The 15,406-nt window shown below is 71.8% G+C and carries 10 protein-coding genes; 3 read left to right on the top strand and 7 right to left on the bottom strand.

Annotated features, from left to right (window positions below):
• The first annotated feature begins 12 nt into the window (after nucleotides 1–12).
• Nucleotides 13–1,041 (top strand): aldo/keto reductase, encoded by a 1,029-nt coding sequence (locus AB0I91_RS10470; RefSeq protein WP_498773006.1) that lies wholly within the window; start codon nucleotides 13–15, stop codon nucleotides 1,039–1,041.
• 119 nt (nucleotides 1,042–1,160) lie between these two features.
• On the opposite strand, the gene AB0I91_RS10465 is transcribed toward AB0I91_RS10470, so the two are convergent.
• The 5 genes from AB0I91_RS10465 to AB0I91_RS10445 all read right to left on the bottom strand — a co-directional run bounded on the left by AB0I91_RS10465 (nucleotide 1,161) and on the right by AB0I91_RS10445 (nucleotide 8,490).
• Nucleotides 1,161–1,544: a hypothetical protein gene (locus AB0I91_RS10465; protein WP_498773008.1), complete on the bottom strand. Its 384-nt coding sequence runs from the start codon at nucleotides 1,542–1,544 to the stop codon at nucleotides 1,161–1,163.
• A gap of 152 nt (nucleotides 1,545–1,696) precedes the next feature.
• The gene (gene metH, locus AB0I91_RS10460; protein WP_498773010.1) at nucleotides 1,697–5,284 is read right to left on the bottom strand and encodes a methionine synthase; all 3,588 of its coding nucleotides are present in this window, start codon (nucleotides 5,282–5,284) and stop codon (nucleotides 1,697–1,699) included.
• Between the two features lie 163 nt (nucleotides 5,285–5,447).
• Entirely contained in the window at nucleotides 5,448–6,371 is a 924-nt protein-coding gene (locus AB0I91_RS10455; protein ID WP_499636430.1) for a LutC/YkgG family protein, read from the bottom strand.
• The gene (locus AB0I91_RS10450; protein ID WP_498773012.1) at nucleotides 6,368–7,765 is read right to left on the bottom strand and encodes a LutB/LldF family L-lactate oxidation iron-sulfur protein; all 1,398 of its coding nucleotides are present in this window, start codon (nucleotides 7,763–7,765) and stop codon (nucleotides 6,368–6,370) included. The genes AB0I91_RS10455 and AB0I91_RS10450 overlap by 4 nt, the downstream gene beginning before the upstream one ends.
• Nucleotides 7,762–8,490, bottom strand: a complete 729-nt coding sequence (locus tag AB0I91_RS10445; RefSeq protein ID WP_498773014.1) for a (Fe-S)-binding protein — start codon at nucleotides 8,488–8,490, stop codon at nucleotides 7,762–7,764. Before AB0I91_RS10445 ends, AB0I91_RS10450 begins: the two co-directional genes overlap by 4 nt.
• 68 nt (nucleotides 8,491–8,558) lie before the next feature.
• Between AB0I91_RS10445 and AB0I91_RS10440 the strand changes: the two genes are divergently transcribed.
• On the top strand, nucleotides 8,559–9,251 hold the full coding sequence (locus AB0I91_RS10440; protein ID WP_498773016.1) for a FadR/GntR family transcriptional regulator: 693 nt from the start codon (nucleotides 8,559–8,561) through the stop codon (nucleotides 9,249–9,251).
• A 72-nt stretch (nucleotides 9,252–9,323) separates the two neighbouring features.
• Here the strand turns inward: AB0I91_RS10440 and AB0I91_RS10435 are convergent, their stop codons facing one another.
• Both AB0I91_RS10435 and AB0I91_RS10430 read right to left on the bottom strand, forming a co-directional pair.
• On the bottom strand, nucleotides 9,324–10,988 hold the full coding sequence (locus AB0I91_RS10435; RefSeq protein ID WP_498773018.1) for a peroxidase family protein: 1,665 nt from the start codon (nucleotides 10,986–10,988) through the stop codon (nucleotides 9,324–9,326).
• A 219-nt stretch (nucleotides 10,989–11,207) separates the two neighbouring features.
• Complete coding sequence (locus tag AB0I91_RS10430; RefSeq protein WP_499636427.1) at nucleotides 11,208–14,606, bottom strand: NACHT domain-containing protein; 3,399 nt, start codon at nucleotides 14,604–14,606, stop codon at nucleotides 11,208–11,210.
• An 82-nt stretch (nucleotides 14,607–14,688) separates the two neighbouring features.
• Here AB0I91_RS10430 and AB0I91_RS10425 point away from each other — a divergent pair, with 82 nt between their 5' ends.
• Complete coding sequence (locus tag AB0I91_RS10425) at nucleotides 14,689–15,372, top strand: class I SAM-dependent methyltransferase (RefSeq protein WP_498773022.1); 684 nt, start codon at nucleotides 14,689–14,691, stop codon at nucleotides 15,370–15,372.
• Nucleotides 15,373–15,406: the final 34 nt, after the last annotated feature.

The following is a 15,406-nucleotide window of genomic DNA, read 5'->3' as shown; positions in this document are numbered from 1 at the left end:
ACGAGGAGCACCATGAAGTACCGCACGCTGGGCCGCACCGGCATCAAGGTCAGCCCCTACGCCCTGGGCGCGATGATGTTCGGCGCCGCGGGCAACCCCGACCACGACGACGCCGCCCGCATGATCCACAAGGCGCTGGACGCGGGCGTCAACTTCATCGACACCGCCGACATCTACTCGCACGGCGAGTCCGAGGAGATCGTCGGCAAGGCCATCGAGGGCCGTCGCGACGACGTCGTGCTGGCCACCAAGGCCCACCTGCCGATGGGCGAGGACCCGAACCACCAGGGCAACTCGCGGCGCTGGCTGGTCCGCGCCCTGGACGACTCCCTGCGCCGCCTCCGGACCGATCACGTCGACCTCTACCAGGTCCACCGGCCCGCGCCCGACACCGACGTGGAGGAGACGCTGTCGGCGCTCACCGACCTCGTGCGGGCCGGGAAGGTCCGGGCCATCGGCTCCTCCACCTTCCCCGCCTCGGAGATCGTCGAGGCGCAGTGGGTCGCCGAACGGCGCGGCCTCGCGCGGTTCCGCACCGAGCAGCCGCCGTACTCGATCCTCGACCGGCGCATCGAGAACGAGGTGCTGCCCGTCTGCGAGCGCTACGGCATGGGCACGCTCGTCTGGAGCCCGCTCGCGCAGGGCCTGCTCACCGGTCGCTACCGCAAGGGCGTGCAGGCCGAGGGCAAGCGCGCGAGCTACGGCTTCAAGCACATGACCGACGAACGCCGCCTCGACGCCGTCGAGCAGCTCATCCCCGTCGCCCAGGACGCCGGGATGTCCCTGACGCACCTGGCGATGGCCTTCGCGATCGCCCACCCCGGCGTCACGTCCGCGATCATCGGCCCGCGCACGGAGGCCCAGCTGGACGACCTGCTCGCCGGCGTGGACGCCGTGCTGGACGACGACGTGCTCGACCGGATCGACGCCATCGTGCCGCCCGGCACCGGCGTCGGGGCGCTCGACATGGACTACCGCACGCCCGCCGTGCAGCAGGCCCGCCTGCGCCGCCGCCTGGTCGAGGAACGCTCCGCCGCCTGACCAAAAGCCTTTTTCGCGGCGATTTCCGATTCATTCCCGAGATGGTGCCGCCCTCTTCCGCGGAGAAGGGGGCGGCACCATTCTTCACGTGCGGGACCGTCGATTGCCGGTGACCGGGATCAGACTTCTTCGTACCAGTTCACGCAGAGGTGGGCGACGTAACCCGTGCGGCCGTCCCACTGCACCTGGATCCACCAGCTGCTCGTTCCGCCGCACGCGGTGTAGCTGCTGCCCGAGGTGGCGTCGCACGACGCCGCGGCGCGTTGGCCGGGCTGGATGATGCCGAGGCGGGTGGAGTCCTCGTTGGTGCGCAGGCGGACGTTCACGCCGCTCACGCCGGATTTGGGTGTGACGTAACAGGCGGGCACGTCCGACCGGTCCACCGCGTGCGCGGCCGGCGCCGGCGCGGCGATCGACGCCGCCGACGCGGAGGACGGTGCCAGCGCCATCATGACGAGAACGATCAGCGCGCCGAGGCACGCGGCCAGAGAATTCTTATTCACAGCTCCCCCTTCGGGATCCTTTCACGGTCCCGAAGGTGACGATAGCCAGGCCGCCGGAGTTTGGCAGTCCCTCGTCGGTGTGAATGCGACGGCACTCCGACGAGGGACTGTTGATCCATTATTCGCGCATTCGCGCCGACTTTGTCAGGCCATCAGGCTTCCGGCTCGTAGGCCAGGTTCGGCCGGAGCCAGCGCTCGACCTCCGCGACCGGCATCCCGCGCCGGCGCGCGTAGTCGACCACCTGGTCGCGGCCGATCCGACCCACGGTGAAGTAGCGGGCCTCCGGGTGCGCGAAGATCACGCCGCTCACCGCCGCCGCCGGCGTCATGGCGAACGAGTCGGTCAACGCCAGGCCCACCTGCTCGGCCTCCAGCATCGCGAACAGGTCCTGCTTCTCGCTGTGGTCGGGGCTGGCCGGGTAGCCGAACGCGGGCCGGATGCCGCGGAACCGCTCGGCGTGCAGGTCCGCCAACTCCGGGTCGGCGTCCGGCTCGAACCAGTCCCGCCGCGCCCGCAGGTGGACGTGCTCGGCGAACGCCTCCGCCAGCCGGTCCGCCAACGCCTTCACCATGATCGACTTGTAGTCGTCCTGCTCCCGCTCGTACCGCGCCGACAGCTCCTCGGCGCCGTGGATGGCCACCGCGAACCCGCCCAGGTGATCGCCCGCCGGCGCGATGTAGTCCGCCAGGCTCCGGTTGGGCCTGCTCGCCGGCTTCTGGGTCTGCTGGCGCAGCATCGGCAGCCGCCGCCCGTCCACCACGATGTCGTCGCCCTCGGAGTGCGCGGGCCAGAAGCCGTACACGCCCTTCGCCCGCAACGAGCCGTCCGCGATCACCTGGTCGAGCATCGCGTTCGCGTCGTCGAACAGCTCCTGCGCGGCCGGGTTGGTCTCCAGGATCTTCGGGAACTTGCCCTTCAGCTCCCAGGCCAGGAAGAAGAACGTCCAGTCGATCATCTCGCGCAGCTCGGCCAGTGACGGCTCCACGACCCGCAGCCCGGTGAACGCGGGCGTCGGCAGCTCCTCGAACGACACCACCTCGGCGTTCGCCCGCGCCTGCTCCACCGTCAACAGCGGCGTGCTCTGCCGGTTCTCGTGCTCCTCGCGCAACCGCTGCTGCTCGACCCGCGTCGCCGCGGCCAGCTCCTCGGCGCGGTCCTCGTCCAGCAGCGCCGACACCACGCCCGCCACCCGTGACGCGTCCAGCACGTGCACGGTGGTCTGGTCGTACACGGGCGCGATCCGGACCGCCGTGTGCTGGCGGGACGTGGTCGCGCCGCCGATCAGCAGCGGCAGCTTCATCCCGCGCCGCTGCATCTCCGCCGCCACCGACACCATCTCGTCCAGCGACGGCGTGATCAGCCCGGACAGGCCGACCGCGTCCGCGCCCTCGGCGATCGCGGTGTCCAGGATCTTCGCCGCGGGCACCATCACGCCCAGGTCGACCACGTCGTAGTTGTTGCAGCCCAGCACCACGCCGACGATGTTCTTGCCGATGTCGTGCACGTCGCCCTTCACCGTGGCCAGCACGACCTTGCCGTTGCCGCGGGTGGAGCCGGAGGCTTCCTTCTCCGCGTCCATGTACGGCTCCAGGTGCGCCACCGCGCGCTTCATCACCCGCGCGCTCTTCACCACCTGCGGCAGGAACATCTTGCCCGCGCCGAACAGGTCGCCGACGACCTTCATGCCGTCCATCAGCGGACCCTCGATCACGTCGAGCGGGCGCTCGGCCTCCAGCCGCGCCTCTTCGGTGTCCTCGATGATGAAGTCGACGATGCCGTGCACCAGCGCGTGCTCGAGCCGCTTGGCCACCGGGCCCTCGCGCCACGCCAGGTCGACCACGCGCTTGGTGCCGGAGCTCGCCACCGTCTCGGCGAAGGACACCAGCCGGTCCGTGGCGTCCGGGCGGCGGTCGAACAGCACGTCCTCGACCAGTTCCAGCAGGTCCTTGGGGATGTCCTCGTAGACCGCGAGCTGGCCGGCGTTGACGATGCCCATGTCCAGGCCCGCGCGCACGGCGTGGTAGAGGAACGAGGAGTGCATCGCCTCGCGCACGGTGTCGTTGCCGCGGAACGAGAACGACAGGTTCGAGATGCCGCCGCTGATCCGCACGCCCGGACAGCGCTGCTTGATCAGCGGGATCGCGTCCAGGAACGCCTTGGCGTACCCGTTGTGCTCGGCGATGCCGGTCGCGACCGCGAGCACGTTCGGGTCGAAGATGATGTCCTCGGCCGGGAAGTCCGCCTTCTGCGTCAGCAGGTCGTACGCGCGGGCGCAGATCTCGACCTTGCGCTCGGCGGTGTCGGCCTGGCCGAGCTCGTCGAACGCCATCACCACGACGCCCGCGCCGAAGTCGCGGATGCGGCGGGCCTGGGTCAGGAACGACTCCTCGCCCTCCTTGAGGCTGATCGAGTTGACCACGCCCTTGCCCTGCACGCACTTCAGCCCGGCCTCCAGCACGCTCCACCGCGAGCTGTCGACCATGATCGGGACGCGGGCGATCTCCGGCTCGGTGGCGACCAGGTTGAGGAACGTGGTCATCGCCCGCTCGCTGTCGAGCAGGTCGGCGTCCATGTTCACGTCGAGCAGGTTCGCGCCGCCGCGCACCTGCTCCAGCGCGACGTCCACCGCCGCCTGGTAGTTGTCGCCCTCGATCAGCCGGCGGAACTTCGCCGACCCGGTCACGTTGGTGCGCTCGCCGATCATCACGAACCCGGTGTCCGCGCTGATCTCGAACGGCTCCAGGCCGCTGAACCTGGTCCGGTCCGGCACCCGCGCCACCGACCGCGGCGGCAGGTCCTTGACCGCCGCCGCGATCCGCGCGATGTGCGCGGGCGTCGTGCCGCAGCAGCCGCCGACGATGTTGACCACGCCCTCCTCGGCGAAGCCGTGCAGCAGCGCGGCCGTCTGCTCCGGGGTCTCGTCGTAGCCGCCGAACGCGTTGGGCAGCCCGGCGTTGGGGTGGCTCGCGGTGTACGTCCCGGCGATCCGGGACATCTCGGTGACGTGCGGTCGCATCTCGGCCGCGCCCAGTGAGCAGTTCACGCCCACGACCAGCGGCTCGGCGTGCGCGACGGAGTTCCAGAACGCCTCGACCGTCTGCCCGGACAGCGTCCGCCCGCTCAGGTCCACGATGGTGACCGAGATCCACAGCGGCAGGTGGGGCGCAACCTCGCGGGCCGCGGCGACGGCGGCCTTGGCGTTGAGCGTGTCGAAGATCGTCTCGATGAGCAGCAGGTCGACGCCGCCCTCGGCGAGCGCGCTGATCTGCTCCGCGTAGGCGTCCTTGACCTGGTCGAACGTGACCGTCCGGTACGCCGGGTCCTCGACCCGCGGCGACAGGGACAGGGTGACGTTGAGCGGGCCGACCGAGCCCGCCACGAACCGGCCGCCCGCCTCGTCGGCGGCCTGGCGGGCGAGCTGCGCGCCGCGCACGTTCATCTCGCGCACGAGCTTCTCCAGGCCGTAGTCGGCCTGCGCGATGCTCGTCGCGGTGAACGTGTTGGTGGTGGTGATGTCCGCGCCCGCGGCCAAGTACTGCCGGTGGACGTCGAGGACGACGTCCGGGCGGGTCAGGTTGAGCAGGTCCGGGTCGCCGGTGACGTCGTGCGCGTGGTCGCCGAGCAGGTCGCCGCGGTAGTCGGCCGGGGTGAGCCCGGCGGCTTGGAGCATCGTGCCCCAAGCGCCGTCCAGCACCGCGACGCGCTGGTCCAGCAGCTCTCGCAGGGCGTTTTCCGACACGCGGCCTCCCAGGTTGGGAGGCGCCCTTCGGATCGTCGAGCCCCGGCCGAGCGTGGCGGGCTCGTCGCCCGTTGCAGCGCCTCTCGATCGGGAGTCCGATCCTAGCGAACCACGCGATCGTGGGCGGATCCGCCCAAAGGGTGAGAACACGATCACCGGTGTTTCAGCGCGTGATCACGACCTCCAGCGTGCGCGGCCCGTGCACGCCTTCGACGCGTTCCAGCTCGATGTCGCTGGTCGCGGACGGTCCGCTGATCCACGTCTGGGTGCGCACCCCGGCCAACGCCGCGACCGCGTCCGGCACGCCGGCCACGACCTGGTCGGCCCGCACGACCACCAGGTGGTAGTCCGGCACGAGGGTGAGGGCCCGGGGGCCTTGGTCGGCGGCGTCGTGGTCGAGCACGATCGTGCCGGTTTCCGCGACCGCCACGTGACAGGCCGTGACGACGGCATCGGCCGCTTCGACGATTCCGCGAAGCGCTTCGCGAGCGTCCCCGCCAAGGGGAACCCTTGATTCGATTCTACCGACGGGGTCCGACAGTTCCTGGTGCTCCCACGGCCGCCCGCCGGGTTCCGCCCCCGGTTCGCCCGCTTCGGCACCGGGCTCGGCCGCTGGTGGGATCCCGGTGCCGGCCCGTTCCGCGCCCGGTCCGGCGGCTCGTTCCGCTCCCGGTCCCGCCGCCGATTCCGCCCTGAGTCCACCCGCCGATTGCACTCCGGTTCCGGCTCCCGGTCCCGCTCCCGCCGCCGGTTCAGCCCCGGTTCCGGCCGGTTCGGTGCCCCCGGCCACCGGGTCCGATTGCACCGCCGACCCGACCCACGCCGCCGTCCACTCGGGCGGCGTGCCGGGCGCGGTCACGACGTGGTGCGCGCCCCGCTCGGTCAGGGCGGCGGCGATCGCTCCGGCCACCTCGTCGGCGGCCACCACGCGGACCAGCGCCCGGTAGTCGCGCAGGCGTTCGGCGAACAGCTCCAGGTCACCCGGTCCCCGCGTGCCGGCCGCCCGGTAGTCGCGCGGCACGGGCGCCACCTCGCGCGGGCCCTTCGCGCGCCGCACCCTCGCCAGGACCTCGTCACGAGCGCTCACCGGGTCTCCCACCAGTCGCGGAACGTCTGCTTCGGCGGTTCCGGCAGGTCGCGCGCCGTCGACCAGCCCGGCAGCGGCACGTGCCGGCTCGCCACCCGCCCGAACCTGCCCAACCGCACCAGCCGCCGCCACCGCCGCGCGTCCGACATCGCCCACGCCAACGCGCGCATCGCCGTCGACTCCGGCGTGGTCGGCTTCGCCGAGGTGACCCGCTCCCGCAGGTGCACCAGCATCGACGGGATGTCGATCGCCACCGGGCACACGTCGTAGCAGACACCGCACAGCGACGACGCGAACGGCAGCGTCGGGTTGCGGTCGACACCGGTCAGCTGCGGCGACAGCACCGCGCCGATCGGGCCGGGGTACGTCGAGCCGTACGCGTGCCCGCCGGTGCGCTCGTACACCGGGCACGAGTTCAGGCACGCCGAACACCGGATGCAGCGCAACGCCGCCCGCCCGCCCGGGTCGGCGAGCGTGGCCGTGCGGCCGTTGTCCACCAGCACCACGTGGCTGGTCTGCCCCTCGGTCGGCCCCGTCCACACCGACGTGTACGGGTTCATCCGCTCACCGGTCGACGACCGCGGCAGCAGTTGCAGGAACACCTCGAGATCGCGCCACGACGGCACCAGCTTCTCGATGCCGACCACGCTGATCAGCGTGCGCGGCAACGTCAGGCACATCCGGCCGTTGCCCTCGGACTCGACCACCACCAGCGACCCGGTCTCGGCCACGCCGAAGTTCGCGCCCGAGACGGCCACGTCCACCGTCATGAACTTGTGCCGCAGGTGCTTGCGCGCCGCCTCGGCCAACGCGTTCGGGTCGTCGGTCAGGTCCGGGTCAACGCCCGGCATCTCGCGCCGGAAGATCTCCCGGATCTCCGTGCGGTTGCGGTGGATCGCGGGCACCAGGATGTGGCTCGACTTGTCCTTGCCCAGCTGGACGATCAGCTCGGCCAGGTCGGTCTCCACCGCGTGCACGCCGATGTCGGCCAGCGCCTCGTTCAACCCGATCTCGACCGTGGCCATCGACTTGACCTTGATCACCTCACGCGTGCCGGTCGCCCGCACCAGGTCGGTGACGATGCGGTTGGCCTCGTCGGCGTCCCGCGCCCAGTGCACGTGCGTGCCGCGGCTCGTCAACGCCTCCTCGAACCGCACCAGGTACTCGTCGAGGTTCGCCAGCACCTCGTCCTTGATCGCCGCGCCCGCCGCGCGCAGCTGCTCCCAGTCCGGCAGCTCGCCGACGACGTTCGCCCGCTTGGCCCGGATCGTGCCGGTGGCCTTGGCGAGGTTGCGGCGCAGTTGGGCGTTGCCCAAGGACTCGCGCGCGGCCTTCGGGAACGGCTCGCCGGTCAGGTTCCCGCCGCCGGCGGGCATGCCCAGGAACGTCGTCATCGCGTGTGCTCCAGGATCTGGGCCAGGTGCAGCGGTCGCACGCCGCTGCGCAGCCTGCTCAGGCCGCCGCCGATGTGCATCAGGCACGACGAGTCGCCCGCCGTGAGCACGCCCGCCTTCGTGCTCAGCACCGCGCTCATCTTGTCGCCGAGCATGGCGGTGGAGGTGTCGGAGTTCTTCAGCGCGAACGTGCCGCCGAAGCCGCAGCACGTCTCGGCGGACGGCAGCTCCACCAGGTCGATGCCCTCGACCGCGCGGAGCAGCCGCAACGGCCGGTCCCGCACCTTCAGCACGCGCAACGAGTGGCACGTGGGGTGGTAGGTGACCCGGTGCGGGAAGTACGCGCCCACGTCGGTGACGCCGAGGACGTCCACCAGGAACTCCGACAGCTCGTACGTGCGCCGGGCGGTGTCCGCGGCGGCCTCGGCCAGCTTCGCGTCACCGTGCGCGCGGGCGACGTCGGCGTGCTGGTGCCGCACCGATCCCGCGCACGACCCGGAAGGCACGACGATCACGTCGGCGTGCTCGAACGCGTCGACGTGGTTGCGGATCACCGGCATCGCCTGGCCCGGGTAGCCGGTGTTCACGTGCATCTGGCCGCAGCAGGTCTGGGCGGACGGGACGACCACCTCGTGGCCGAGCCGTTCCAGCAGTCGGACGGTGGCCTTGCCGACGTCCGGGAACAGGCCGTCGACCAGGCACGTGACGAACAGCGCGACTCTCACCGCGCTGACTCTAGACTGTGTGGTCTGACCACACCAGACTGTGGTCAGACCACAGTGGAGGTGCTCCTTTGTCCGGGTACGGCGCGGTGCTGCGGCACGTCGAGTCGGAGCTGAGCGCGGGTCGGCTCGGGGTGGGGCAGCAGCTGCCCGCCGAGCGGAAGCTGGCCGAGGACCTCGGCGTCAGCCGGGCCACGGTGCGCGAGGCGATCCGGGTGTTGCAGGCGATGGGCGTGGTGCGCAGCGGCGTCGGGTCGGGTCCGGACGCGGGCACCACCGTCATCGCCGACCCGGCGGGCGGGCTCGGGGCGGCCCTGCGCCTGCACCTGGCCACGCGCCGGCTCCCGATGGCCGACCTCGTCGGCACCAGGGTGATGATCGAGAGCCACTCCGTGCGCGCGGCGGCGGTCCGCCCCGACCACCCCGACCTCGCGCGGGCCGCCGACCTGCTGGCCCGCATGGACGCGCCCGACCTGGACGCCGACACGTTCCACCTGCTCGACGCGGACTTCCACGTCGCCCTGACCGCCGCGGCGGGCAACGCCGTGAACACCGCGATCATGGCGGCGCTGCGCGACGCGATCCACCGGACCGTGCTGGACGCCGTGCAGGCGTTGCCGGACTGGTCGCGGACCGCCGTGCGGCTGCGCCGCGAGCACCGGTCGATCCTGCGCGCCGTCCAGGCGGGGAACGGCGAGCTGGCCGCCACCAGGGTCACCCGCCACGTCGAGGGCTTCCACCGCGAGTGGGCCCGGCACGCTTGAGCGGTCCGCCCGAAGCGCGGTCGAGGAGGTGACCGGCCCGGTCCCCGGGAGGACCGGGGACCGGACCGGTCGTCAGTCGCCGAGCGGGTTGAGCAGGTCCGCCTTGCCCTCGAACGCGAACAGCAGCAGGTCCGTCATCCGGAACGTCTGCGAGTCCGGCCCGAACGTCGGCCGCCACGACGGTTCGCGGACGATCGACGTGCGGCTGCCCTCGATGGCGCGGTGGAACACCTCGGCCACGATCCGGCCACCCACCGGCCCCAGCCTGCCGCGGTTGAACTCCGCCTCGCGCAGCACGTAGAACCACAACGGGGTCGCGGCGGTCACCGCGGCCTTCTGCGCGTCGGTCAGCGAGTCCAGCGTGACGCCCCCGTCGCCGAGCAGGACCTGCTCGTCGGTCAACGGCTCCACGCCGAGGAACTCCGCCATCTGCTGACCGCTCGCCAGCCGGACCATGTTCGCCCGGGTCAGGTTGCGGAACGCCAGGTTGCGCTCGATCTCCGGGAACGTGGAGCCGCGCCCGTCGAACGTGCCCGCCGGGAGCTGCGTCAGCGGGTTCACCAAGAGGCTGTCGACCCGCTTGGTGACGTTCCCGCCGTCGGCGGTCGGCGGCGCGAGGTCCGGCCGGTCGGCCTCGGTGAAGTCGAACAGCCTGCGGAAGTCGGCGATCCAGTTGGTGGGCAGCGTGTCGACCGTGCCCGAGTTGGGGTTGTCCAGGTCCGGCAGCTGCGACCCGGGGTCGAAGTTGCCCGACGTGCCGGTGAAGACGAACAGCAGGAACAGGGTGGCGGCGCCGCCCGGCCCGGTCGAGGCGAACACCCGGTTCCACTGGTACGCGCCCCGGATCATGCTGTGGCCCAACCGGTACGCCGCCACCGAGAACTCCAGCGGCATGGTCGGCTCGAGCCCGTGCGGCGACTTGCCCCGGCCCGGCGCCTCGAAGAACCGCCGACCGTTGGCGAACACGTCGTCCACGATCGCCGGGTCCACGATCCGCGGCAGGAAGTCGGTGCGCAGCATCCACTGGTAGTGGCGCACCACCTGCTCGCGCGCCGCGGCGAACAGCCGCTGCCCGGTCAGCCCGCGCAGCGCCAGCTCGTCCACGACCCGGTTGTGGAACCTGATGAACGCCAGGTGGGTCTGGGCGACGACCAGGTTCTCGTCGTTGCGTGCGTCCGGGATCAGCGGTCTGCGCCGGTCCGCCCCGGTCGTGCCCGCCGCGCCGAACCTCGGCAGGTCGAACCCCTCCAACGCGACGTTGACCCGCTCGTCGGGGAACGGCGTCGGCGAGGTGGTGCCGACCTTCAGCTTCACGCCGTCCGCGGCGTAGAAGATCCGGTCGTTGCGGTCGCGGGGACCCCGTCCGTACACCGAGTCGAGGTCCAGCGCGGGCGAGCGGCCTTGCACCAGCTCGTCGAGCGTGACGTCCTCGCCGAGCTGCGACTCGGTGCGGTCCATGGTCAGGTCGTGGTCGACGAACTGACCGAGGTAGGTGAAGCCCGCCGGGATCGACGGGTCCGCCGAGTCGGGCTGCGGCACGTCTGCGGTCATGGCGGTGGCCAGGGCGACCCTGGTCTCCTCGTCCAGCGGCGTCCCCTCCGGCCCCAGCCGCGAGAACCGGAACCGCCGCAACTCCTCCACCGTGAGCGGCCGACGGGTCGTGGCCTGGCCGTCGCGGTCGAACTCCAGCACTCCCTCGCCCACGACGAAGAAGCTGTTCGTGCCGTGCTGCTTCATAGACCCCCCCAGGTCTGGTGTGGCCCGGGAAAACCCGGGTGGGACGAACGCACCCCCTGTGGCCGCCCTCAACTACACATGTACCAGCACTTGTCGATCAGATACGTGGCCCAATCCGCTGGTCCGGTTGCGCTAGTCCAAGTGGGCGGGCAACCGGCAGGTAGGACGCTTCCTGAGAAAGCCTGTGAATCCCGCGCCACACCGTTTTCGTCGTGACCGTCACACCGCCGCCCACGCCCGCAACGCCCGCAACCGGGCGTTCTCGGGTTCCGTCCGCTGCTCCTCCAGCGCGCGGTCGAGCACGGCGAGCACGTCGTCGCGACGGCCGCAGCGGATCAGGCGCGACGCCGCCGACACACCCTGGTCGATCGCCTCACCGTGATGCCGGACCACCGCCGACCACAGGGTCGCCGCAGCGTGCAGCAACCCCGCCGAGGCGAGCGCGTCCGCCACCGCCATGCGGCGGCGAGCCGTCAGAAGGCCTCGCGCCAACGACGCGGCGACGATCGCATCGGCACAGGCGACGCCACCGGCTGTCGTCCACTCCTGGATGAGGTACCTGAGCCAGAAGCCGTCGGACATGGTGGCCGCGCGCCGCGCCACGGCGACGGCTTCCGCCTTGCGCCCGCCGGCGGCGAGCGCTTTGACGACTCGGTGCTGCTGGTAGTCGTCGCCGTAGGGCGACCTCTCCGCTACGGCCGTCAACAGCTCGTCGGTGAGGTCGAACTTTCGGAGGTGGATCAGGTCCAGCGCGATCGCCGCCAGCACGCCGGGCTCCGTGTCGCGGTCGAGCAGACCTTCGACCAACCTCCGGACGGGTTCGTCGTGGTCCGCACCGCTGAGCACCTTGATAGCCGCTGCCTGGTGTTCAGGGCTGCGCGAACGGGCCGCGGCGTAGATGTCCGCCGCGGTCGTCGGGTCCTCGGGGTCGAACAACGCGCGGACGACCCTCTCGAAGTCCCACCTGTCGACCGAGGGGTCGGTCAACGCGGGCCGGGTGAACCGGCGGGTGGCCTCCGGGTTCTTCGAATCCGACAGCGCGGAGGTGAGCTGCCCCCGGTGCTGGTCGCTCCACCACGACTCCTCCTCCAAGATCCGCAGCAGCTCGGGGATGGCGTCGCAGTTGACGAAGACGCGGGCGGCCAGGTGGACGGCGTGGCCGTCGCCATGTGGCTTCGACAACACCTTCCGAGCCGCCTCGAGCGCCGCGTCGTGGTGCAGTGCCTCCTGGAGTGCCGTCGCTGCCTTGGCCAGGTACTTGACCGGTTTCGCCGCCGCGGCGGCCAGCACGATCGGCACTCCCGCGGAATCGAGCGCCGACAGGACCGCCGAGACGGCTTCGCCGAACTCGTCCACACTCGAAGCATCCGCGGTGAACGCCCGGTCGGCGGCCCACAGCGTTTCATCCCGGGACTTGGTCCTGGCGGCGAGCATCGCCAGCGCGGCCCAGCCGGCCGGGTTCGCGCCGGACACGTCCGCGGTGGCCCAGCCGACCGACTGCAGGGGGAGCGCCCCGTCGCCCGTCAGCGCGGGGTCATCGCGCAGCCGCCGGACGAGCCTGCGCAACAAGGGGCCTGCGGCCTCGGTCATCCCGGTGTCCACCATGATCGAGACGATCGCCATCGCCCGAGCGTGGTCGTGTCCGGCCGCGGCCAGCCGGACGAGGAGGTGTTCCGCGCGATCCGCTCCTTCCGGGACGAGGTCCTTCAACGCCACGACGGCCCGCTTGAGCCCGGCGGGACTGGCCCGGTCGGCGAACTCCTCCAGCCACCGGGCCGCCGAGTCCGGGTCTTCGAGCTTGCCGAGCACGATCGCCGCCTCGACGCGCACGGCCTCGGCGAGCTCCGGGCGGTCGCGCAGGGCGCGCAGTCGGTCCATCACGGGAGGCGGCACCGCTTCAGGCGGAAGGGACACCAGCACGTCGCCCGCTTCCTCGACGTCCTTCCACGGGTCTGGCAGCACGCCGTTGGCCAGGATCAGCTCCACGACGCGGTCCACGACCGCGGCGGTCAGCGACTCGTCGACCGCCACGCCCTCCGCGAGGAGCCGACCCGCCAGGAGCACCTCCGGTTTCGTGCCCGCGAGCAGCACCGACAGCACCCGGCCGAGATCGCGGTCGTCCCGTCCCCACAGGGCGAAGGTGAACAGCGCGAACGCCCGCTTGCTCTCGGTCAGGCCGTGTTCGATCCACTCGTCCAGGTCCGGGAAGTCCGCCGGGATCTCGCCCGCACGCCGGCGGGCGGCCAGGAACTCCGCGAACGAGTGGTGCCGGAACCGGAGGTCGTCGTCGGTCTGGACGAAGACCCCGGTGCCGGACAGGAGCGCGTGCAGGTCGTCCTGCCACTGGTCGGGCAGGGGCGAGTGGTTCTCCTCCACCCACGCGCACGCGGCCTCGAACAGCGGCGACTCGCTCTCCAACCGGTGGGTCGCCAGCCGCTCCACGATCCCGGTCCGGTGCCGGCGCATCCACTCGACCAACGCCTCCCGCTCCGGGTCGCCGTGCACCGAGCGGCGCAGTTCGGCGATGGTGGTGCGCCGGCTCGCGCCGTCGTCCAGCAGGTACTCCATGAACCGGCCGTAGAGGTCGACCCGGCTGTTGGGCAGCGGGCGGTCCGGTTCGAGGGTCTTGGCGATGGCCGCGATCGTGGCCAGCAGGGGGTTGCGCACCAACTCGCGCAACCGGCCGTCCCGCACCTGGCGGACGAACGTCTCGGCGGCGCTCTTCGCGGTCATCAGGGACTGCGCCCGGAACCACGCCCGCGCGAACTCCTCGAGCTCGACCCGGCCGAACGGCTGGATCGCGTAGCCGTCGACGCCCGCCTGCTCCAGCGGCTTGAGCTCGTCGCCGGGCAGCGGCCGGGTGGTGATCACCAGCCGGTGGTCCGAGTCCCGGCGCACCTGGTGCGCTATCGCGTCGATGACCTGCGCCCTGGTGTCCGGCTCTATGATCTCGTCCAGGCCGTCGACGAACACCAGCCACCGGGCGCCGAGGGCGCGGCGGGCGAGCAGCGCGGACGGCGGGCGTTCGCCGAGCAACCGGCCCAGCGCTTCGGCCGCGCCCGCGGCGAGCAGGTCGGCCCACGCCTTGTTGGCGGCCAACGCGCGGGCCGGCACCCGCAGCGGCAGCACCGGTTCGGAGAGGGGCGGTGAGCCGGTGCCCCCGCTGAGCCAGAACTCGGCGATCTGCTGCACGTACAGGTAGCCGACGGTGGACTTGCCGCTGCCCGGCTCACCGGTGATCAGCAGGTGCCCGTTGCGGTCGAGCGCCGCGGCCACGGCGAGGGTGCGCTCGGTCGACTCCGCCGACGGCTTGCGGTCCGGCTCGGGGGAGCGCTCCGGCGCCTGCGGGCGCATGGTCTGCTCGACGTAGACCTGGGTCAGCTCGGGCTGCTTCACGCCGAGCAGCTTGTACGGCATCGACTCGGTCGCCCGGCGTTGCGCTTCCAGCAGGTCCCGCAGCTCCGGTGTCAGCTCGGGGCGTCCCGACCAGGAGGTCAACGGCGGGATCGGGTCGGCGGGGGCGGCGCCGAGCTGCACGGTCAGCTGGTCGATGGTGCCCGCCTGCACGACCGGACCGGTGATGTGACCGCCGCTGATCTCGTTGTGCCAGTCCGCCATGCCTGTGTTGTACGCGTGATCATGGCCGTGGTCACCGCACAAACGGGTGGAATGCCGACACCGCCCCGCCTACGGTGACGGCGTGTTCCCCGACTTCCACCGCGCGCCCAACATCGCCGACCACCCCGACCTGTACGAGCGGGAGAACGAGGCGATCGACCCCGACGGACGGCTGTGGCGCGCGCTGCGCGAGCAGGCCGACTGGGCCGGGCGCACGGTGCTCGACCTCGGCTGCGGCACGGGCTTCTGGCTGCCCCGCTACGCGGTCGACGCGGGCGCGGTGATCGGTGTCGAGCCCGACCCGGAGCTGCTCGTCAGGGCCCGGGAGCGCGGGGACGTGCGGCACGGTTCGGCGGAGCACGTCCCGCTGCCCGACGCGAGCGTGGACGTGGCGCACGCCCGGTTCGCCTACTTCTTCCCGCCGGACTGCGCACCGGGGCTCGCCGAGGTGCGGCGCGTGCTGCGGCCCGGCGGCACGCTGGTCGTGATCGACAACGACTGGCGGCACGGCGAGTTCGCCGACCTGCTCGCCGCCTCGCCCTGGGCGTCCGCGCAGGGGACCGCCGACACGACCGACGCGTGGTGGCGGGAGCGGGGCGCCGAGCGGACCGAGGTGATGGCGTCCTGGCGGTGCCGTGACGCGGCGGAGCTGGAAGCCGTGCTGCGCATCGAGTTCCCCGGCGACGTCGTGGACGGCTGGGTCCGGGCCAACCCCGGTCGGCGGGAGTTGAGCTACGGCTACGTCCTGTTCACCGTGACCGCTTGACCGTGCCCCTGGGGCAGGCCCTAGACAGGGCGGC

This window comes from Actinosynnema sp. NPDC049800, from assembly GCF_040656635.1.
Lineage (GTDB): Bacteria > Actinomycetota > Actinomycetes > Mycobacteriales > Pseudonocardiaceae > Actinosynnema.
This window is presented reverse-complemented; position numbering and strand designations above follow the sequence as displayed.